The organism is Streptomyces sp. NBC_00483, assembly GCF_036013745.1.
Lineage (GTDB): Bacteria > Actinomycetota > Actinomycetes > Streptomycetales > Streptomycetaceae > Streptomyces.
Map to the genome: position 1 here is coordinate 9,378,283 of NZ_CP107880.1, position 20,117 is coordinate 9,398,399.

Annotated in this window: 14 protein-coding genes; 10 read left to right on the plus strand and 4 right to left on the minus strand. The window is 71.6% G+C overall.

The window, feature by feature from the left end:
• Positions 1 to 17: 17 nt before the first annotated feature.
• From OHA73_RS41955 to OHA73_RS41970, 4 genes are all read left to right on the plus strand, one after another.
• On the plus strand, positions 18 to 899 hold the full coding sequence (locus tag OHA73_RS41955) for an SCO6745 family protein (protein WP_327657948.1): 882 nt from the start codon (positions 18 to 20) through the stop codon (positions 897 to 899).
• Between the two features lie 366 nt (positions 900 to 1,265).
• Positions 1,266 to 2,768 carry a flavin-containing monooxygenase gene (locus tag OHA73_RS41960; RefSeq protein ID WP_327657949.1) on the plus strand — a complete coding sequence of 501 codons (1,503 nt, stop codon included), beginning with the start codon at positions 1,266 to 1,268 and terminating at the stop codon, positions 2,766 to 2,768.
• Between the two features lie 44 nt (positions 2,769 to 2,812).
• Positions 2,813 to 3,784, plus strand: coding sequence for an AurF N-oxygenase family protein (locus OHA73_RS41965; RefSeq protein WP_266724290.1), 972 nt, complete (start codon positions 2,813 to 2,815; stop codon positions 3,782 to 3,784).
• A 221-nt stretch (positions 3,785 to 4,005) separates the two neighbouring features.
• On the plus strand, positions 4,006 to 5,613 hold the full coding sequence (locus OHA73_RS41970; RefSeq protein WP_327657950.1) for an FAD-dependent oxidoreductase: 1,608 nt from the start codon (positions 4,006 to 4,008) through the stop codon (positions 5,611 to 5,613).
• A 106-nt stretch (positions 5,614 to 5,719) separates the two neighbouring features.
• On the opposite strand, the gene OHA73_RS41975 is transcribed toward OHA73_RS41970, so the two are convergent.
• On the minus strand, positions 5,720 to 6,409 hold the full coding sequence (locus OHA73_RS41975) for a TetR/AcrR family transcriptional regulator (RefSeq protein ID WP_266724294.1): 690 nt from the start codon (positions 6,407 to 6,409) through the stop codon (positions 5,720 to 5,722).
• Positions 6,410 to 6,616: 207 nt separating this feature from the next.
• On the opposite strand from OHA73_RS41975, the gene OHA73_RS41980 reads away from it, so the two are divergent.
• Complete coding sequence (locus OHA73_RS41980) at positions 6,617 to 8,512, plus strand: serine/threonine-protein kinase (protein WP_327657951.1); 1,896 nt, start codon at positions 6,617 to 6,619, stop codon at positions 8,510 to 8,512.
• A gap of 204 nt (positions 8,513 to 8,716) precedes the next feature.
• Complete coding sequence (locus OHA73_RS41985) at positions 8,717 to 9,325, plus strand: YdcF family protein (protein ID WP_327657952.1); 609 nt, start codon at positions 8,717 to 8,719, stop codon at positions 9,323 to 9,325.
• A gap of 18 nt (positions 9,326 to 9,343) precedes the next feature.
• Here OHA73_RS41985 and OHA73_RS41990 read toward each other — a convergent pair whose 3' ends face one another.
• Positions 9,344 to 11,686 (minus strand): ATP-binding protein, encoded by a 2,343-nt coding sequence (locus tag OHA73_RS41990; protein ID WP_327657953.1) that lies wholly within the window; start codon positions 11,684 to 11,686, stop codon positions 9,344 to 9,346.
• 250 nt (positions 11,687 to 11,936) lie between these two features.
• Between OHA73_RS41990 and OHA73_RS41995 the strand changes: the two genes are divergently transcribed.
• A complete protein-coding gene (locus OHA73_RS41995; protein ID WP_327657954.1) occupies positions 11,937 to 12,617 on the plus strand; it encodes an AroM family protein in 681 nt (226 codons plus the stop codon).
• A 19-nt stretch (positions 12,618 to 12,636) separates the two neighbouring features.
• Here the strand turns inward: OHA73_RS41995 and OHA73_RS42000 are convergent, their stop codons facing one another.
• Complete coding sequence (locus OHA73_RS42000) at positions 12,637 to 13,413, minus strand: IclR family transcriptional regulator (protein ID WP_266724302.1); 777 nt, start codon at positions 13,411 to 13,413, stop codon at positions 12,637 to 12,639.
• 274 nt (positions 13,414 to 13,687) lie between these two features.
• Between OHA73_RS42000 and OHA73_RS42005 the strand changes: the two genes are divergently transcribed.
• From OHA73_RS42005 to OHA73_RS42015, 3 genes are all read left to right on the plus strand, one after another.
• The gene (locus tag OHA73_RS42005; RefSeq protein ID WP_327657955.1) at positions 13,688 to 15,340 is read left to right on the plus strand and encodes an OPT/YSL family transporter; all 1,653 of its coding nucleotides are present in this window, start codon (positions 13,688 to 13,690) and stop codon (positions 15,338 to 15,340) included.
• A gap of 124 nt (positions 15,341 to 15,464) precedes the next feature.
• Positions 15,465 to 16,529, plus strand: coding sequence for an S-methyl thiohydantoin desulfurase domain-containing protein (locus tag OHA73_RS42010; RefSeq protein ID WP_266724305.1), 1,065 nt, complete (start codon positions 15,465 to 15,467; stop codon positions 16,527 to 16,529).
• A complete protein-coding gene (locus OHA73_RS42015) occupies positions 16,522 to 18,000 on the plus strand; it encodes a M20/M25/M40 family metallo-hydrolase (protein WP_327657956.1) in 1,479 nt (492 codons plus the stop codon). The genes OHA73_RS42010 and OHA73_RS42015 overlap by 8 nt, the downstream gene beginning before the upstream one ends.
• A gap of 85 nt (positions 18,001 to 18,085) precedes the next feature.
• Here the strand turns inward: OHA73_RS42015 and OHA73_RS42020 are convergent, their stop codons facing one another.
• Positions 18,086 to 20,038, minus strand: a complete 1,953-nt coding sequence (locus OHA73_RS42020) for a DUF2264 domain-containing protein (protein WP_327657957.1) — start codon at positions 20,036 to 20,038, stop codon at positions 18,086 to 18,088.
• Positions 20,039 to 20,117 lie beyond the last annotated feature (79 nt).

Consider the following 20,117-nt stretch of genomic DNA (forward strand, 5'->3'; position numbering starts at 1 on the left):
TAGGACAGGGGAGCGCCATGTCGGTACAGAGCGTGGATCGGATCGATCTCGGACGCGTACGTCAGCTGTGGCACATGCTGGAGCCGCTGCACGCGGTGGTCTACTTCGCCCCGGAATCCTTCGAGGAGTCGCGTCGGCTCGGCGTTGAGCCCGGCCGCTGGCCCACCTACTTCGCCTGGCGGGCCGCGCCGCTCGGGCCGGTCGGGAGCGAGCAGGTGACATCCGCGTTCTACAGCTTCAGCCCGGAGACGGTCGGGCAGCACATCCCCTCCGTATGGAACGCCGCGTCCCCCGCGGACGCCCTGGCCGCCCGCCTTCGCGCCGTCGACCGGGCCTACCGCGCGCTCTTCGGTGACCGTATCGACAGCCCGGAGCTGGCCGAGGCCGCCGCCCTGGCCCGCCGCGCCGCGGAGGCCGCCGTGCACGCGGGCCGACCACTGGCCGCCGCCAACGCGGCGCAGCCCTGGCCGTCGGCGCCGCACCTGGTGCTCTGGCAGGCCGCGTCGATCCTGCGAGAGCACCGCGGGGACGGCCATCTCGCGGCGCTGCTGGTCGCGGGGCTCGACCCGGTGGAGGCGCTGGTGTCGTTCGCGGCGATCGGGGCGGCACCCGAGGAGACCTTCGCGAGCCGCGGCTGGAGCGAGAAGGAGTGGTCCGCCGCGCGTGAACGGCTGGTCGGGCGAGGCCTCTTGGAGTCGGACGGCACGGCGACCGAAGCGGGACGTGCGCTGCGCGCCACGGTCGAGCGCCACACGGACGAGCTGGCGGCAGCGCCCTGGCAGGCACTGGGCGCGGCCGACACGGGCCGGCTCGCCGACCTACTGGGGGACTACTGGGTCGCGGTCATCGGATCGGGGCTGCTGCCGGGGACGAACACGTTGGGGATCGGCAAGGTGTGACGGGACGGTGCCGGTCGCTCAACGACCGGTGGTCGACATCCGGATCCCGATGGCCGTGAACAGCGTGCCGCCCCCTCGCGGAGGGTCGTGACCTCCGCGTTCCGTTGGCCGGGCGCGGTTCCTGGTCACGGCCGCCTCCGCCAACTTCTTTACCGTTCGCGGGTGTTCGGCCGTGCCACGCGAGTTCTCCTGTGTGACCCACGTCACGTTACCAACGGTATCTGAAACAGAGTGTCGCAGGTAAATTGCGGGTACCGCGCAGATGAGAACCACGTGTCTGAGTAGCCGCCAGTGCCCCGAGTGGCGCTGAACCCTCCGTCCCTGTCTCTCTCAGGGGCTCACGAGCGAGAGCGAGGACCCTCCGCGATGGAGCAGCAGCACGTCGACGTCCTGGTCATCGGTGCCGGAATATCCGGCATCAGCGCCGCGCGCCATGTCCTGCGCGACAACCCCAGGGCCTCGCTCGTCGTACTCGAGCGCCGCGCCCGCGTGGGCGGGACCTGGGACCTCTTCCGGTACCCCGGCATCCGGTCGGACTCCGACATGCCCACCTTCGGCTTCGGGTTCCGGCCCTGGAGCGACGCGCGCATCCTCGCCGACGGAGCGCAGATCCGCCAGTACGTGGAGGACGCCGCGTCCGACGGCGGCATCCTGGAACGCACCCGCTTCGGCCGCCGCGCCATCAGCGCCGACTTCTCGCACGAGACCGGGCGCTGGACCGTCGAGGTCGAGGACGAGGGCACCGGCGAGCACGAGTCGTACAGTGCCGGCTACCTCGTCGGCGCGACCGGTTATTACGACTACGACAAGCCCTACCGCCCCGAGTTCCCGGGCGAGGCCGACTACCAGGGCACGCTCGTGCACCCCCAGCAGTGGCCGGAGGACCTGGACTACGCCGGCAAGCGCGTGGTCGTCATCGGCTCCGGCGCAACCGCCATCACCCTGCTGCCCGCGATGGCCGACAAGGCCGCGAGCGTCACCATGCTCCAGCGGTCGCCCACGTACGTCATGGCACTGCCGGAGGTGGACCCGCTCACCTCCGTCATGAAGAAGCTGCGCGCCCCCGCCCGGCTGACCCACAAGGTGGTCCGGGCGCGCAACATCGCACTTCAGCGCGGGAGTTACGCCTTCTGCCGCAAGTACCCCCGCCTCGCCCGCAAGGTGCTGCTCGGGCTCGTACGGGCCCAGGCGGGCAAGGGCGTCGACATGCGCCACTTCAGCCCCACGTACAAGCCCTGGGACCAGCGTCTGTGCGTCGTCCCCGGCGGCGACCTGTTCAAGGTGCTCAAGCGCGGCAAGGCGGCCATCGCCACCGACCACATCGACACGTTCACCGCCGACGGCATCCGCCTGAAGTCGGGCGAGGAGCTCAAGGCCGACATCGTCGTGACCGCGACCGGTCTGAGCGTGCGCCTCATGGGCGGCATGGACGTGACCGTCGACGGCATCCCGGTGGACGTCACGAACCGCGTGCTCTACAAGGCCGTACTGCTCGAGGGCGTGCCCAACATGTCGCTCGTCATCGGGTACACCAACGCCTCCTGGACCCTGAAGGCGGACCTGGCGGCCGACTACACCGCCCGCCTGCTCGCGCACATGCGCCGCAACGGGCACGACATCGCCACTCCGGTGGCCTCCGACGGCGACCGTTCCGAGTTCTCCGTCATGGGCGAGGCGCTGACCTCCGGTTACATCGCCCGCGCCGACAAGGTCATGCCGCGCCAGGGCACCCGCGACCCGTGGCGGCTGTGGAACAACTACTACCGCGACCGCGCCATGCTCCAGAACGCCCCCATCGACGACAGCCCCCTGCGCTTCGACAAGGCGGGCCGGCCGGCCGAGGCCAAGGAACCGACCCGCGCAGCCTGACCGCCCGTTCGACCAGCAGCTCCTACCACCGACAATCGAGGACGATGATGACCCCGAACCTGTCCAGGAAGGTCTACGACGAGCGCCTGCGGACCTTGTCCGAGGGCTCAGTCAACGTCAACTTCAACGCCTTCGTCGACATCAAGTGGGACGACCCCGAGTTCGCCGTCGACACGAGCGACACCCGCTGGGTGCTCACCTCCGCGGACGCCCTGGGCGCCCATCCCTGGTACCAGAAGCAGCCGCTGGAGACGCAGATCCGGATCGGGATCTGGCGCTGGGCGGTGATCGCCAAGGTGGGGATGCAGTTCGAGAACCTCCTGATGCGCGGGGCGCTGGACTACATCTACCAACTGGGCAACCAGAACCTGGAGTTCAGGTATCTCACCCACGAGATCACCGAAGAGACCCACCACACCCAGATGTTCCAGGAGCTGGTGAACCGCACCGGCGTGGACACCCCGGGCGGCAAGCGCTGGTTCCGCCAGCTCAGCCGGGTCCTGCCGCTGTTCGGCTCCCTCTACCCCGAGGCGTTCTTCACCGGCATCCTCGCCGGTGAGGAGCCCATCGACCATCTGCAGAAGGGGGCCCTGCGCAGCGGGGAGCCGGTGCACCCGCTGCCGCAGCGGATCATGCAGATCCATATCGCGGAGGAGGCCCGGCACATCTCCTTCGCGCACGAGTTCCTGCGGCTGCGCGTCCCGCGCTACGGCAAGGCCCGCCGCGGCGCCCTGTCCGTCCTCTTCCCGGTGATCATGCGAACCCTGTGCGACGTCATCATGATCCCCGACAAGAAGTCCGCCGATCTCGTCGGCATCCCGGACTGGGTGATCAAGGAAGTCTTCTGGAAGTCCGAGGCCGGCCAGAAGATGCTCCAGGAGCTCTTCTCCGACGTGCGGATGCTCGCCCAGGACATCGGCCTGATGAACAAGGTGTCCCGCCCGCTGTGGAGGGCCCTGCGCATCGACGGCCGCCCCGCACGCTTCCGCGGCGAGCCCTCCCCGCTCGCCGACTGACCACCCATTTCCGCGGTGAGCCTGGCCAGCTCGCCGACTGACCACCGGCTTCCGTGGCGAGCCCTCCCCGCTCACCGACTGACCGCCCGCTTCCGCGGTGAGCCCGGCCTGCTCGCCGACTGACCGTCCGCGTCCGCCGTGGGCCCGCCCGCTCGCCGACTGACCACCCGTCAGTCCCCGCACCGCTCTTCCCTGAACGTCCGAACGGAGACCAGCCCGCCGTGCCGTACGCCGTCACCCGATCCTGCTGCGCCGACGCCTCCTGCGTGCTGGCCTGTCCGGTCAACTGCATCCACCCCGCTCCGGGCGAACCCGGCTTCGCCACCGCCGAGATGCTGTACGTCGATCCGCGCACCTGCGTGGACTGCGGCGCCTGCACGACGGCCTGCCCGGTCGACGCACTCAAGCCGCACACCGCCCTCAGCGAGGCGGAGTTGCCGTTCCTGGAGCTGAACGCCTCCTACTACAAGCAGAATCCGCACGAAGACCGCGCCCCCATGTACGTCGTGCCCAGGCAACGCACCCTTCCGGAAGGCGAGTTGTCCGTCGCGGTCGTCGGCGCGGGGCCCGCCGGGCTGTTCGCCGCCGACGAGCTGCTGCGGCACCCGGGCGTGCGCGTGACCGTCCACGACCGGCTCCCCACCCCGTACGGGCTCGCGCGGGCCGGCGTGGCACCCGACCACCAGGACACCAAGCAGGTCACCGAGCTGTTCCGGACCATCGAGTCGCAGCCCGGCTTCAGCTACCGCCTCGGCGTCCAGGTCGGCACCGACCTCACCCATGCCGACCTGCTGCGCGAGCACCACGCGGTGATCTACGCCGTCGGCGCGGCGACCGACAAGCGCCTCGGTATCGAGGGCGAGGACCTGCCCGGCAGCGTCTCCGCCACGGACTTCGTCGCCTGGTACAACGGCCACCCCGACCGCGCCCACGACGACCACCCCCTCGACACCGAACGCGCCGTCGTCATCGGCAACGGCAACGTCGCCCTCGACGTCGCCCGCATCCTCACCGCCGACCCCGACGCCCTGGCCCGTACCGACATCTCCGACCGCGCGCTCGACGCGCTGCGCGCCAGCAAGGTCCGCGAGGTCGTCCTCCTCGGCCGCCGGGGCCCCGCTCAGGCCGCGTTCACCGTGCCCGAACTCCTCGCGCTCTCCGCCCTCAAGGACGTGGACGTGAGCATCGAGGGCTGGCCCGAGGGCCTGGCCCCCGACACCAACGAGAAGACCCGGCTGCTGGCGGAACTGGCCGCCCGTACCCCGGTCGAGGGCCGCCGCCGCATCGTGCTGCGCTTCCTCGCGGGACCGGCGCGCCTCGTCGGCGAGGACCGCGTACAGGCCCTGGAGCTCAACCCGACCACCCTGCACACCGACGAGGACGGCACCGTACGCGCCCGGCCCACCGGCTCCACCGAGACCCTGGAGACCGGCCTCGTGCTGCGCTCCGTCGGCTACCGCGCCCGGCCCGTCCCCGGCCTGCCCTTCGACGAGGACAGCGCGACCGTCCCGCACGAGGGAGGCCGGGTCGAGCCCGGTGTCTACGTCGCGGGCTGGGTCAAGCGCGGCCCGACCGGGTTCATCGGCACGAACAAGACCTGCGCCCACGAAACGGTCGAGTCCCTCCTCGACGACTTCGCCGCGGGCCGCCTCCCGCAGCCGGAGCCCGGCGCCACGGCCGCGCCGGACGCCCTTGGCCTGGAAGCCTGGCAGGCGATCGACCGCGCGGAACGGGCGGCGGGCGAGGCCCAGAGCCGCCCCCGCGTCAAGCTCACGGACACCGAGGCCCTGCGCCGGGCCGCGCAGGCCACCCCGGTCGCGGCCGGCTGACGCACAGCGCTGCCGGCCGGTCCCGACCGACCGGCAGCGCAGTTAGGGCCTGTCGTTTGGATCAGGCCGGACCCCGCGAGCCCGGCCTGATCCAAACGACAGGCCCTTAGGCCCCTTCCACATCCGCCACCCGCTCCTGCGGCGACAGCTCCACGCCGAAGTCCCGCAGTGCCGCCTCCAGCACCGCCCAAACCGAGCGGCACAGCATGGCGCGCAACTCGTCCTCGGACAGCTCGCGTTCGGGATCCCGCATCCACTGGTTGACCGCGGTGTCCACGAACCCCACGATGCCGACCGCCACCGAACGGATCGGCGCCCCCTTCAGCCCAAGGGCCGCCAGTACGTCACTGAACCGCTCGCTCAGCATCAGCGCGATGGCCGTCTTGGTGTCCGCCACCAGCGAGCCGTCGCCCATCGAGTGTTCTGCGACGCCCATGTAGGCGTACAGGCGCGGATGTTGGGCCACCCAGTCCAGATGCGCGCCCACCACGCGGTACACGGACTCCTCGACGGTGCCTTCGAAGCTGAGCGTGGGCTCCATCCGCTTCACGAACGACTCCACGACCCGCCGGCGGATCAACTCGTCGAAGGAGGCGCGGTCCTTGAAGTGCCGGTAGAGCACGGACCGCGGCAGGCCCACGCGCTCCGCCAGGCGCTGCATCCGGAAGTGCGCGCCCTCCTCCTCGATGAGCGCGACAGCCGCGTCCACCAACTCGACCTGACGCTGTGCCTTGTGCCCGTCCCAGCGGGTGGAGCGTCCATCAATCTGCGGCTCACCGCCGGTTCTCTCCGCCATCCCCCCAGGATATCGGCCCGATCCGAACATATAAGCAGGAGAATGGCCGAAGGTGGCCCGCAGTGTGCGCCCGGCCGCGCCCCACAACCGCACGCCTCGCCGCATCCAGGGCTGCACCCTTGTCATCGTGGTGGCGACGGACGGCCCTACGGGGCGGGACCTTTGGCTGTGGGCCGGTCGGGGAACGGCTCCCTACCCTTGGGGAGCGTGACCTCGACGTTTCCTGCCCCGCCGCACGACGCCCCCTCCGCGCTGTCGCCTCCGCTGTCCGCCGACCCTGATCGCGTCGGACCCTACCGGGTGGTGGGCCGACTCGGGGCCGGCGGGATGGGCGTCGTGTACGCGGGCCTCGACGCGGATGGGGTACGGGCCGCCGTGAAGGTGGTGCGCGCCGAGATCGCCGAGGACACCGGGTTCCGCGCTCGCTTTCGCCGCGAGGCCGACGTGCTCGCACGCGTGCACGGACCCGGCCTGGTGCCGCTGCTCGCCGCGGACCCGGACGCCGAGCGTCCCTGGCTGGCGACCGCGTACGTGCCCGGCCCCACCCTCCAGCAGTACGTCGACTCCTACGGGCCGCCCCCGGAGGGCCTGCTGCGCGCGCTGGCCGTGGGTACGGCCACCGCCCTGGAGACGGTGCACGCCGCCCGCGTCGTGCACCGCGACCTCAAGCCCGGCAATGTCATCCTCGGTCCCGACGGGCCGTGTGTCCTGGACTTCGGCATCGCACACGCACTGGACGCCACTGCCGTCACCCGCACCGGAACCTGGATCGGGTCCCAGGGCTGGGTCAGTCCCGAACAGTACGAGGGACGCACGGCGGGCCCCGCCGCCGACCTCTTCGCCTGGGGCGCCCTCATGGCCTACGCGGCCACCGGCGCTCATCCGTTCGGCACCGGCGCCCCCGACGTGGTGGCCTTCCGCATCATGCGGGAGGAGCCCGACCTGAGCGTGCTGGGCGAACCCCTGCGCCCGCTGGTGCACGCGGCCCTGCGCAAGGATCCGGCCGACCGCCCCTCCGCCGCCGACCTGGGCGCCCGCCTTGCACAGTTGCCGCCCTGCGACGCCACACAGGTGCTCCCGAGCGCGGCGAGCGTCGCGGCCTTCGCCCCGCTGTGGCCCACCGCTCCGACGGCGCGTACTCCGAAGCGACGCCGCCGCGCCGTGCTGGCGGCGGCCGCGGCCGGAGCGGTCCTCACCGTTGGTGCGACCGCGGGTTATCTGGGTGTGAGCGCGGGATCGGACGGGACGGCGACGGCCAAGGGCTCGACCACGGGCCGCACGGTGGCCACGAGCAAGGCCAAGGCGCACTCGACCGAGGGGCGGAGCAAGGAGAAGGAATCCGCGCGGCAAGCCGACGCCCCCACCCGAGCGGCGGCCGCCACCGAGGGGCACCTGCCCGATCTCACCTTCGAGGTGCCCTCGGGCTGGCACCTCAGCGATGAGGTGAGCGGCAACAAAGCCCGTCTCCTCCCTGAGGGCGCCGACGGCGAGTCCGACCCCACCACGGGACTGTGGATCCGCTACTTGCCCGGCAACAACGGGGCGGTGCAGGAGGGGTGGGGCCCCGACGCGGACGACCGGATGATGGCCAAACTCCAGGACGTGTCCGAGGACACTCCCACCACGACAGAGGTCGCCGGGCGCACAGCCAATCACTACGGCACGGCGGACCTGCAGATCTGGGAGGTCTCCCAGGAGAAATATGCCTTCTACGCGGTCGGCCTCTCCGCCGGCCAGCAGGACGCGGTGCAGCAGGTCCTGGACTCCGTCGAGTACAACGCGGATCCCGCCACGGAGACGGAGAAGGCGCTCCTGGACAAGCTCGCCGCCGTCCATGAACAGACCCAGGAAGTGCTTCGGCAGGACACCTCCGGCAACGTCCAGTCGCTGGGCATGCTCGTGGACGAATGCCGGTCCGCGGCCGACACCTCGTCCACCGGAGGCACACTCACGGACCGCGAGACGCAACTCGCGGATGAGGTGTGGCACTACTGCACGGACGTGAACGACTGGCAGTTCGGGGACCAGGAACAAGAGGACGGCACGACCGCCCAGGACCTTGCCGACACGTATGCGGACATCAAGGCCCGCTACGGGGACTGACAAGCCCCGTGCCTGCGGGCATGACCACACTTTGGAGACCGGACGGCGCGCCCCCGCCACTCCGCCCCCGCAGTGTGGAAACGTTCCTTCTGCAAGGTGGTCGCCGCCGGGGACCTTCCGCCCCCTCCTGGGCCCCGGCGGCGCTTGCGTTCGAGCGGGTCCACGGATCACTCGCGGCTGTCCGCCACCCGTTACAGTCGCCGCATGCGACGGCGTACGGGCCTGGTGACAGCAGGGGCAGCCGCCCTGCTCTGGGGCGAGTGGCTGAACCGGCGCTGGTCGCGCACCTTGGTGGGGAGCGCCAGGGGCGGAACCGGATCCGAGGCCGTGGTCGTGCTGGGTTTCCGCAACCCGCAGCCGACGGCGAACTTCATCAACCGCTGGCGGGTACGCGCCGGCCTTCGCTCCGTATCCGCCGACAACGCCCGCGACACGCGCGTGATCTTCAGCGGTGGCGCGGCGGCCGGGGGTCGCATCACGGAAGCCCGGTTGATGGCCGACCACGCGAAGTCGGTGCTCGCGTTCGACGGCACGGTGCTCCTTGAAGAACGGTCGACTACGACGTGGGAGAACATCACGAACGTGATCCCCATGCTCGAGGACGCCGACCGCATCAAGATCGCCTCCCAGCCGGCGCATGCACTGAAGGCCCGCGTCTACCTGCGCCGACAGCGCCCCGACCTCGCCGAAAAGCTGGTGCGGGCGGACGACTGCCGACCGGGCGAGTGGCTGGTCGGCAAGCCGCTGCTGGCGCTGTACGGGCTGTGGACACTCCGCGGCCTCAGGGCCGAAGAACGGAAGGCCGCCATGTAGACGACCGCTGCGAGGCCCTCACTCTCCGGTCGTCGCCGTGGCGAGCTTTACCGCGATGCGGTTGCGGGAGTTGATGCCGAGTTTGGAGAGGATGCGTTCCATGTGGGCATCGACCGTACGGCGGGAGATGAAGAGGCGCTCGGCGATCTCCCGGTTCGACAGGCCATCGGCCGCCAGGCGTGCCACCTCGTGTTCGCGGCGGGTCAGTGACTCCCCGGAACCCGCTCTGCGCTGGCCCGGCAACTCGGCCGGTTCCAGGACGAGTTCGTCCGCCCCGGTGAGCGCGGCCGCGAACAGGGCCTCGCGCGGTGCGGTGGCGCCCAGCTGCCACAACTGCTCGTAGACGTCGCCGCCCAGGTCCGAACGCGTCGCCTCCGCCGCCATCCGGTGGTTCTCCACGGAGACCGGAGCTCCGCTCAGCAGCTCGCCGCCGGTCGACTGCCACAGCGCGTCCGAACCGCCGAACAACCAGGCGGCCCGCCGGTGACGGCCGTCGCGGGCCGCGGCCCACGCCATGATCTCCACCGCGTAGCCGCAGCCGATCACGTCGCCGAGAGCCGCCTTGAGCGGCAGGGCCTCCTTGAGGGCCACCTCGCTCGCCCCTGGGTCCCCCTTCGAGTAGTGGCTGAGCCCCACGATGGTGTGCACGAAGCCGCGCAGCCAGCACTCCTTGGAGCCGACGCCGAGCCGGGCGAGCCCCTGGCCGCTGCGCTCCAGGGCGAGGTCGTCCTGCCCGGACAGGTGGTACTGGTATCCGGCCTGAACATCCAGGCAGACCAGGCCGACGAGGTCGCCGAGCGCCGCGAGCCGTTCATGGGCGGCCACCGCGGCCCGCTCGGCGCGATCGAAGTCGCAGGCGAACGTGTGCGCGCAGTGCAGATACAGCCAGCCGCGGGCCCGGATCAGGGACTCACCGAGCCGGTCGGCGATCTCGATGCCCTCCTTGATCTCCGGAACGGCGCCGGCCGGGTCACCCTGGAAGGTCTTGATGTACCCGCCGATTATCAGCGCCCAGGCCCGCTCCGGTGTCGCCCCGGGAAAGGCCGCCGCGGCCTTCTGCTGCCAGTACCGCCCCTCCGTGAGGAGCCCCGTGATCTGCCAGTACCCCCACAGCGCCCCCGCGAGCCCGGCCCCCTTCTGCTCCCGGTCACCGCGCCCGAGCGCGTACTCCAACGCCAGCCGGATGTCGGGGTGTTCGCGGCGCAGCGCCTGGCAGCGCGGCAACTGGTCGTCGTCGATGAAGTGCCGGTCGAACTCGTCCGCCGCCTTGACGTACCGGGCCAGGTGCCGGTCGCGCGCCGCGGTCTCCTCGCCGGAGCCGGCCAGCTTCTCCGCCCCGTACTCGCGCAGGGTGTCGAGCATCCGGTAGCGGGTGGCACCGTCGACGCCGTTGCCGGGCCCGAACTCGTCCACCCGCTGCACCACGGACTTGTCGACGAGGTCGATGAGTACCTCCAGCACCTCGTCCGATCCCAACTCACCGAAGCCACACACCTCTTCGGCGGCCGAGAGGTCGAAGACGTCACCGAAGACGGAGAGCCGAGCCCACAGCCGCTGCTCGCGGGCGTCGCACAGGTCGTAGCTCCAGTCGATGGTCGTACGCAGCGTCTGATGGCGCGGCAGCGAGGTGCGGCGGCCGCCGGTGAGAAGACGGAAACGATCCTCCAGGCGGTCGATGAGCTGGTTCAGCGGCACGGCGCGCAGCCGGACGGTGGCCAGTTCGATGGCGAGCGGCATCCCGTCCAGGCGGCGACACAGCCGCACCACTGCTTCCCGGCTGGCGTCGGTGACCTCGAATCCGGGGACGACGGCCGCGGCCCGCTGCTCGAAGAGGGAGACGGCCTCGCCGCCGGCGTCCGAGACACCGAGCGGCGACAGCGGGAAGGTGTGCTCACCCGGCACGTCGAGGGGCTGCCTGCTGGTCGCGAGAACGCGCACGCCGTCGGTCTCGCGCAGCAGCACGTCCACGAGCTCGGCGCAGGCGTCCACCAGGTGCTCGCAGGTGTCCAGGACGATGAGCGCGGGCGTCTCCCGCAAGTGGTCCAGGACCACGTCCAGTTGGGGCCTCACCGACTGCTCGGGCAGGTCGAGGCAGGCGGCGAGGGTGTGCGGAAGCAGCCCGGGGTCGCGCAGCGCGGACAGTTCCACCAGGCACACCGGCGCATCGGCCCCGGCTGTGCGGCCCGCGAGGGCGCGGAGCGCGAGCCGGGTCTTGCCGACCCCGCCAGGACCCACCACGGTGACACATCGCTGTGTGTCCAACGCCGCTGCCAACTGGGTCAATTCAGGGGCCCGGCCGATGAAACCGGTGAGCTCACGGGGGAGTTCGCCGGGACGGCGCCGCACAATGCCGAACGTCATGCAGCGGATTTTCCCCCGCGCGCCCGGAGCGTGCGGCGGGATGCGCGAAGGTCCATACGAATCGGTGAGGTGCGGCGTAGGATCCGCGTTCGATTGCTGGGTGGTGCGGCTCAGTGGGCGTCGTCGAAGTGGTCGACGATCGCATCGGTATCCGCATCAGCCACACCCCTCGATGACAATGCCGCCCACCGCATGTCTATCTTTCTGGAATCCAGTCTCATAATCTTGAACTCGAAGGAATCCAGAACTCATGCGAAACGTCGGCTTTCTGACCATCGGCCAGTCGCCGCGCCCCGACCTCAGTGGCGGGATCGAGGCGGCACTGCCCGCCACCGCGCGCGTGCGGCACGCCGGTGTGCTCGACGGGCCCGACCCTGCGCGAGCGGCGGAGCGCCTTGCCGCCACCCCCGGGCGGCCCACCCTGATCACCCGCCTCGCGACCGGAGTCACGGTCACCCTCGACGAATCCGCCGTGGGGGAGGCCCTGCAGGATCGGGTCGACGCGCTGGAGGAGGAGGGCGTCGACACCGTGGTGCTGCTGTGCACCGGCGAGTTCCCGGCCCTGCGCGCCCGGCGTGCGCTGCTCGTCGAACCGGACGCCCTGCTGACGACGTACGTCCGTGGTGTGTTGAGCGGCGTGCCGGTGGGCGTGATCGTGCCGCTGTCGGAGCAGGTGGCCGCGGCGCGTGAGAAGTGGCGGGGTGTCACGCCGGCGCCGGAGTTCGCCACGGCGTCGCCCTACGCCGCGGACGAGACCGAACTGCTCGACGCGGCACGGGAGTTGATGGGTCGGGGCGTGGTGGCCCTCGTCCTGGACTGCATGGGATACGCGGACCGGCACCGCGAGGCGCTGCGCGCGGGCGGCGTCCGCGTGCCGGTCCTCACGTCGAGCGGGATCACCGGAGCCATGACCGGCCCGCTCCTCGCGTAGGGCGCCGCAGGTCCCCGGGTCAGCCCTCGTCGGCGACGAAGCGCAGCCAGTACGGGTCACCGATGCGCTTGCCGACGCGGGCGGCCGCATCGCGTACCGCCCTGCCGAAGCGTTCGGTCGTCTCGTCGCGCAGTTCCGGGGCCGGCAGTGCGATGCCGATGCCGAAGATCTGGCCCGTGTCGTTGTCGAGCACGGCGGCCGAGATGCCACCCACGTTCGGCACCCACTCGCCCTGCGAGATGTCCCAGCCGTCGACGCGGATCCGGGCCAGCGTGGCGACCAGCTCCTTGCGGGTCCGCGGGGCCGTACCCGTCGCCTGTCCGAGACGGGCGTCGACGAGCCGCATGACCTGCGCGTCGTCCAGGCGGGCCAGCAGCGCCCGGCCCATCGAGGTGGCGTACGCGGGTGCCCGGGTGCCCGCCGGTGTGTACGCCTGGAGGGCGCCGGCCGTGCCGATGCGCATGTGCAGCACCAACGACTCGGCCCCGTCGAGCACGTCCACGTACCCGGTGTACCCGGTGTCGGCGACGAGGCGTGCGGCCTCCTCCTCCAGCAGGGAGACGGTGCCGCGCGAGGCGCGGAAGTGGTACGAGGCCTCCATGATCAGGCCGCCGGGGCGGTAGGCGCGGGTCAGCGGGTCGCGGTCGAGGAAGCCGTACTCGGCCATCATGCTCAGCGTCCGTGACACCGAGCTCTTGGGCAGCCCGAGCTCGGCCGCGACATCGGTCACGGTGACATCGCGCTGCAGGTGCGCCATCAGGCGCAGCACGTCCCGTGCGTTGGCGAGTGTGCTCACCGGTTCCTGTGCCTCCCCCGATCGGTTTCCGGGTCCGATCGTATGCGCTCGTGCGGCGCCGCCCGCACTGCCCCGTCGTCGGGCTCATGTGCGGCTCACATCGTGAGAACTCCTCGAAGGGGCTTGACGGCACGCCCGAGGTCTATGAATGATCCAGGTCCAGATATTCGGAACTAGTTCCAGAATATAGAACTCGACAACTTCGCGACGTCGCAACCCCGCGACTCCGCGACTCCGCCAGGTCGCCGACCGGCGCCGACCGTCAGGAGCACCCATGAGCACCAACGCCGACACCGAGCGGCCACCCACGGCCGACGCCGGGGACCCGCACGACGCGGGCGGCGCCCCGCGCCGCCATCCCCGCGCCCTCGCCCCCGGCAACCTGGTCCTGACCGTGGTGCTCAGCGTGTTCGGCGCGATCGTCGGCGTGCAGCTGCTCGCCACCCTCGGCGTCACCCCGAGCACGTCGCTGATCGGCGCGCTGGCCGCGATGACGCTGGCCCGCGTCCCGCTCGTCGCCTTCCGCGGCTTCCGTTCGGTGCACGCCCAGAACCTGGCGCAGACGAGCATCTCCTCGGCCACCTTCGGCGCCGCCAACAGCCTGTTCCTGCCGATCGGCATCCCGTTCCTGTTCGGCCTGGACAACATGATCGTGCCGATGCTGATCGGCGTCTCCGTCGCGATGCTGGTCGACGCCTGGCTGCTGTACCGGATGTACGACACCCCGGCCTTCCCCGCGAGCAACCCGTGGGCCCCGGGACTCGCCGCCGCCGAGGCCATCAAGGCGGGCGACGAGGGCGGCCGGCGCGCCGGAGTGCTGGGCCTCGGCCTGGTCACCGGCCTGGCGGGAGCCGCGTTCGCGCTGCCGATGTCCGCGTTCGGTGTCGCCCTGATCGGCGGGCTCGCCTCGATGGCCGCGTTCGGCGCGGGCCTGCTGATCATCAGCTACGCCGAGCCGCTGTTCGGCCTCGACCTGAACGCCATGTACCTGCCGCACGGCATGATGATCGGCGCCGGTCTGGTCGCCCTGATCCAGGTCGGCCGCACGGTCCTCAAGACGCGCAAGACGACCGCTCCGGCCGCCACAACCGGGCCCGCTGCTGCCCCCGACGACGGCGCCCGGCGCCTCGGCAAGTCGCTGCGACTGGGCTTCGGCGCCTACCTCGCCATCTCGATCCTGCTCTCCCTCGGCACCGGCATTTTCACGCACATGAGCGTGGGCATGCTGATCGCCTTCGTCCTCTACGCCACCGTGGCCGCGTTCCTCCACGAACTGCTCGTCGGTATCGCCTCCATGCACTCCGGCTGGTTCCCGGCCTTCGCGATCGCCCTGATCACGCTGCTGCTCGGCATCCTCGTCGGCTTCCCGCCCGAGGCCCTCGTCGTCCTCTCCGGCTTCACCGCGGCCACCGGACCGGCATTCGCCGACATGGGCTACGACCTCAAGGCCGGCTTCATGCTGCGCGGCGAGGGCGCCGACCCGGCCTTCGAACTGGAGGGCCGCCGACAGCAGTTGATCGCCGCGATGGTCGGCTTCGGCATCGCGATCGTCGTCGTGGCCGTCTCGTACCAGATGTTCTTCAACAAGGGGCAGACCGCCCCGATCGACGCCGCGTACGTCGCCGCCATCAAGGCAGGGCCGTCCGTGGAGACGGCCAAACAGCTGGCCCTGTGGGCGATCCCCGGCGCGATCATCCAGCTCATCGGCGGCCCGAAGCGCCAGCTCGGCATCATGCTCGCCACCGGCCTGCTGATCACGACGCCCATGGCCGGCTGGATGGTCGCCGCGGGCCTCGTCGTCCGCGTCCTCGCGCCGCGCTTCCTCGGCCCCAAGGCCAAGGAGAACCTCGAGGTCTTCGCCGGCGGAGCGATCGCGGGCGACGCGCTCTATTCGTTCGGCAACGGCGTGTGGACGGCGACGAAGTAGGCCTCCGCGCCGCCACGCCCCCCGCACCACTCGTAGCCCCCGCACCACTCGTAGCCCCCGCACCACTCGTACCACCCGTACCGCTCGTACCACCCGTACACCGAGAACCACCCAGGAGACCCCTGTGAAGCGACAGTTGACGCACGACGACCTCAAGGCAGCCGTCTACGGAGGCGCCGTGCTCGGCGGCGGAGGCGGCGGATTCGTCGAGCGGGGCCTGCGCACCGCCGAACTGGCCCTTCAGGTGGGCACGCCCGAGCTGTGGAGCGCGGACGAGTTCGCCGACGACGCCCTGACCGCGACCGTCGCCCTGGTCGGCGCCCCCGCCGCGCCCGACCCGCAGGTGCTGCCCACGCACCTGCTGCGCGCCCTCGAACTGCTGCGCCGCGACCTGCCGAGCCCGCTCGTCGCCATCCACACCAACGAGAACGGCGCCGAGACCACCATCAACGGCTGGTTCCACTCCGCGATGACCGGCCTGCCCGTCATCGACCTCGCCTGCAACGGCCGCGCCCACCCCTCCAGCCAGATGGGCGCGATGGGCCTGCACGCGCGCGAGGGCTACCGCTCCTACCAGGGCTACGCGGGCGGCAAGCCGCACACGTACGTCGAGGGCGCCGTCACCGGCACCCTCGACGCCACCTCGAACGTGGTCCGCCGCGCCTCCGTCGAGGCGGGCGGCTGGGTGGGCGTCGCCCGCAACCCGGTCGAGGTCGGCTACGCGACGCAGGCCGGCGCCCCGGGAGCCATCGGCTTCGCGATCGAGCTCGGCCGTCGCTTCCTGGCGGAAGGACCGACGGGCGCGGCCGCGCACCTCGGCGGTGAGATCGCGGTGACCGGCACGGTCCGCGAGTACCGCTGCGAGCAGCGCGAGGGTCTGGACATCGGCGTCGCGATCCTGGACGACGCGGCGGGCACGGAGCTGCATTTCGTCAACGAGTACATGACCTTCGAGGCGGGCGGCGAGCGCAAGGCCGCGTTCCCCGACCTGATCACGACGTTCGACGCGGCCGGGCAGCCGCTCGCCTCCGCCGACGTCGAGGTCGGCAAGGAGGTCTCCGTTCTGGTGGCCCCGGCGGCGAACCTGCTGCTCTCCTCCACGATGCACACGCCCGAGCTGTACGCGCCGATCGAGGACCTGCTCGGCTTCCCGTTCGCCCCGGCGGCGAAGGCGCTCGCCGATGCCTGAGCAGGTACGCGCCGCGGACGCCGCCCTCGTACGGGACTTCTGCGCGACGCGCTGGGACGAGGAGGTGCTCCCGCTGGTCCGGGAACACATCCGCGTTCCGGCGGTCAGCCCGGCGTACGACCCGCAGTGGGAGTCCCACGGATTCCTGGACCGGGCCGTGGAGGCCGCGGCGGCGTGGCTGCGCTCCGTGGAGGACCTGCCGGGCCTGCGGGTCGAGGTACTGCGCGCGCAGGGACGTACGCCGCTCGTCTTCTTCGAGATCCCCGGCCACGACTCGACCGCCGAGGAAACCGTCCTCTTCTACGGTCACCTCGACAAGCAGCCCGAGGGCGAGGGCTGGGCCGAGGGCCTGTCGGCGTGGGAACCGGTCTTCGACGGCACCCGGCTGTTCGGCCGCGGCGGCGCCGACGACGGCTACGCGCTGCCCGCCGCCCTGACCGCCGTACGGGCCCTCGCCGCACAGGGCGCGGCCCGCCCACGCTGCGTCGGCGTCTTCGAGGCGGGCGAGGAGTCGGGCAGCCCCGACCTCGACCACTGGTTCGCCGAACTGGCCCCGCGCATCGGGGAGGTCGGCCTGGTGGTGTGCCTGGACTCCGGCGCGGGCGACTACGAACGGCTGTGGCTCGTGACGTCCTTGCGCGGCCACTGCGGTGGCACGCTCGACGTGCGCGTGCTGGACGACGGCGCGCACTCCGGGGACGCGGGCGGTGTCGTGCCGTCGACGTTCCGCGTCCTGCGCCACCTGCTGGACCGCGTCGAGAACAGCGGGACAGGCGAGCTGCGGGTGGAAGAACTGCACTGCGAGGTGCCCGACGAGCGCCGCGCCCAGGTCACAGAGGCGGCGGCCCTCCTCGGCGACCAGGTCTGGCAGCGCTTCGACTGGCACGAGGACGAGACCGGCCACCGCACAGGACCCGTCACGCACGACCCCGAGGAACTGCTGCTCGCCCGCGCCTGGCGCCCGAGCCTGGCGGTCACCGGCGCGGACGGACTGCCGCCGGTCGCGTCCGCCGGCAATGTGCTGCGCCCACACACCACCGTCAAACTCTCGTTCCGACTGCCCCCGTTGGTGGACAGCGCGAAGGCGCTCGCGGAGGTGGCACGCCTCCTGGAGGAGGCGCCCCCGCACGGCGCGTCCGTCCGCTTCACACCCGACCGGGTCCTGGCCGACGGCTGGCACGCCCCGCCCGAGCGCCCCTGGCTCCGCGAGGCGCTCTCCGCCGCGAGCCGCGCCTGCTTCGACGGGGCGGACGCGGCCCGCATCGGCCAGGGCGGCACGATCCCGCTGATGGGCCAACTGAGCCGGCAGTTCCCCGAGGCCCAGTTCCTCGCCTGCGGAGTCCTCGGCCCGGGCGCGAACGCCCACGGCCCGAACGAGTCGTTGCACGTGCCGTACGGCCAGCGGTTGACGGCGTGCCTGTCGCTGGCGGTGAACGCGTTCGCTCTGCGGGCGGGTGGCGCTGCGGGCTGAGGTCCGGGCGGGCGCGGATCGTCAACTTGGTCAGGCGATACGCGCCCGCCGCGGCCATCGCGTTCAACAGCGCCCCCGACACCACCTATGAGGCCGCCGCTCGCCGGCTCGAGTGAGGTGTCACCCTCACCACCTCACCGTCCGGGAACGTGACCGCGACCGTGCCCGCCGCGTCCACCGTGCACTCGATCGCCTCCCGCAGCGCCCGCGGGTGCACCGCGTCGCGTGTGAGGGCCACCAGGGTTACGTGGACGGTGGTGCCGCCCGGGTGGGGGAGGGAGCGCAGATACGGGGTCGCCGAGTGGGGGCCGTAGGCGTTCGCCGCCACCTCGCGGGCGATCCCGGCCTCCGTGTCCCAGCCGTGCAGGGCGACCACCGCGCTCGTCAGCCCCGATTCCGTGCGGGTCAGCGCCCAGCCCGGCCCCTGGTCGGTGTGCGGTCGCACGGTGTCGGCGACCGCGTGCCCGCCCTCGCGGACGGTGACACCCGCCGGGGCCCGCACCCGGTGCACCCGCAGCTCCCACGGGCCGTGCAGCACACTCGTCGACTCGATCGGGAACTGTGCGTCACTGTCCGGGAGTTGAGCGTGGTGACGGGAGGACGCACGGTGTCCCTCGCATGTGAGGGGGTGGATGCGGCGGCGGCGCGAAGGCGTGCCGTCCGGGGCCAGCAAGGCGATGTGGTTGTCGACGGTGCGGGACCAGGCGTGCGGGGCGGACTCGGGTGCGGTCGCGGTGGAGTAGGCAAGCTTGGCGTAGTGCGGATCGTCGTCGGCCGGTCCTTCGAGCGGGTTGTGGTCGCTGCCGTGGTTGACCAGGCGGACGATGCCGTCGTGCGGGGTGCCGTGCAGCAGCCAGCCCGGTGCGGGCAGGGCGGTGTACTGCGTGTCCCGCTCCACGGGCAGGGGGAGTTCGCGGTCGGTCCACACCGGGTGCTCGGCGGGCAGGAGGAGTCCCAGGAAGCCCTTGCTCGACCAGTACGGTGAGGCCGGCCCCGAGTACGGCTGGGTGGTCGGCAGGTGTGTGCCGTACCAGCCCAGGGGCTGGAGTCCCCGCTCGTCCGGTACACCGCGCTCGGTGAAGTGGCGTGCCGTGCCCGATGCCAGCCGGCGTGTCAGGCCCGGAGCGAGGGGTGTGCAGTCGGCGAGCGCGCCCAGCCAGACGGGCGCCGTCGCCGCCATGCGGTAGGTCAGGGAACGGCCCTGGTGCACGGGTGCGCCGTCCGCGCCGAAGAACTGCGGGTACGTCTCCAGGAACAGGGAGAGCCGTTCGCGGTAGGTCTTCGCGCGGCCATCGTCGCTGTCCGGGCCCGCGATCCTCGCCCACAGCAGCGGGTACAGGTGCAGAGCCCAGCCGACGTAGTAGTCGAAGTTGCGGCCGTCGCCGTCGCTGTACCAGCCATCGCCGACGTACCAGTCCTCGATCCGGTCGAGTCCGCCGTCGATGTCGCTCTGGCTGTACGGGGCGCCGACCGAGGCCAGGAACTGCTCCGCCACCACCTGGAACAGGCGCCAGTTGTTGTCCCACGTGCGGGCGCCCACGAAGCCCGAGAGCCAGTCGACCACGCGTTCCTGGACCCGGCTGTCGAGCCGGTCCCAGATCCAGGGGCGGGTCTCGTGCAGGCCGATCGCGATCGAGGCGGCCTCCACCATCTGCTGGGAGCAGTCAGTGAGTTCGGGCCAGGCCTCCGCGTGGTCACGGTCCGTGCCCGTTGTCAGACCCTGCGTATACCTTTCGATCAGGTGGGAAACGGCCGGGGCTTCGGTCCCGTTCCCCGGTCCCGTCGTGTCCTTGCCCGCGCCCGCGATCCGAAATGAGGCCAGCAGAAATGTCCGAGCGAACCCTTCGAGCCCGTCCAGCACCACCCCGGACCAGCTGCCCCGCCCGGGAAGCCGGTACTGCGCGAACCCCGGTGTCGCGTAAGGGGCCAGCGCCGCCAACTGCCGGTCGGCGAGGGCCTCCCAGTGTGCCCGGGTCCACCCCGTCAGCGGGGAGCGGACGCGGTCGGTCGGTGGCAGGGAGAGGTACGGGGCGGGCATGGTGGCTCGACGGCTCCTCGGTCGGGGCGGGCGGGGAGGTGGGCTGGCTGCTGTGCGGGTTTCTGTACGGGTTGCTGTA

Excerpts from the sequence above, each read along its gene's own strand:
- OHA73_RS41955 (WP_327657948.1), top strand. The coding sequence starts at position 18 with ATGTCGGTACAGAGCGTGGATCGGATCGATCTCGGACGCGTACGTCAG.
- OHA73_RS41960 (WP_327657949.1), top strand. The coding sequence starts at position 1,266 with ATGGAGCAGCAGCACGTCGACGTCCTGGTCATCGGTGCCGGAATATCC.
- OHA73_RS41965 (WP_266724290.1), top strand. The coding sequence starts at position 2,813 with ATGATGACCCCGAACCTGTCCAGGAAGGTCTACGACGAGCGCCTGCGG.
- OHA73_RS41975 (WP_266724294.1), bottom strand. The coding sequence starts at position 6,409 with ATGGCGGAGAGAACCGGCGGTGAGCCGCAGATTGATGGACGCTCCACC.
- OHA73_RS41985 (WP_327657952.1), top strand. The coding sequence starts at position 8,717 with ATGCGACGGCGTACGGGCCTGGTGACAGCAGGGGCAGCCGCCCTGCTC.
- OHA73_RS41990 (WP_327657953.1), bottom strand. The coding sequence starts at position 11,686 with ATGACGTTCGGCATTGTGCGGCGCCGTCCCGGCGAACTCCCCCGTGAG.
- OHA73_RS41995 (WP_327657954.1), top strand. The coding sequence starts at position 11,937 with ATGCGAAACGTCGGCTTTCTGACCATCGGCCAGTCGCCGCGCCCCGAC.
- OHA73_RS42005 (WP_327657955.1), top strand. The coding sequence starts at position 13,688 with ATGAGCACCAACGCCGACACCGAGCGGCCACCCACGGCCGACGCCGGG.
- OHA73_RS42015 (WP_327657956.1), top strand. The coding sequence starts at position 16,522 with ATGCCTGAGCAGGTACGCGCCGCGGACGCCGCCCTCGTACGGGACTTC.
- OHA73_RS42020 (WP_327657957.1), bottom strand. The coding sequence starts at position 20,038 with ATGCCCGCCCCGTACCTCTCCCTGCCACCGACCGACCGCGTCCGCTCC.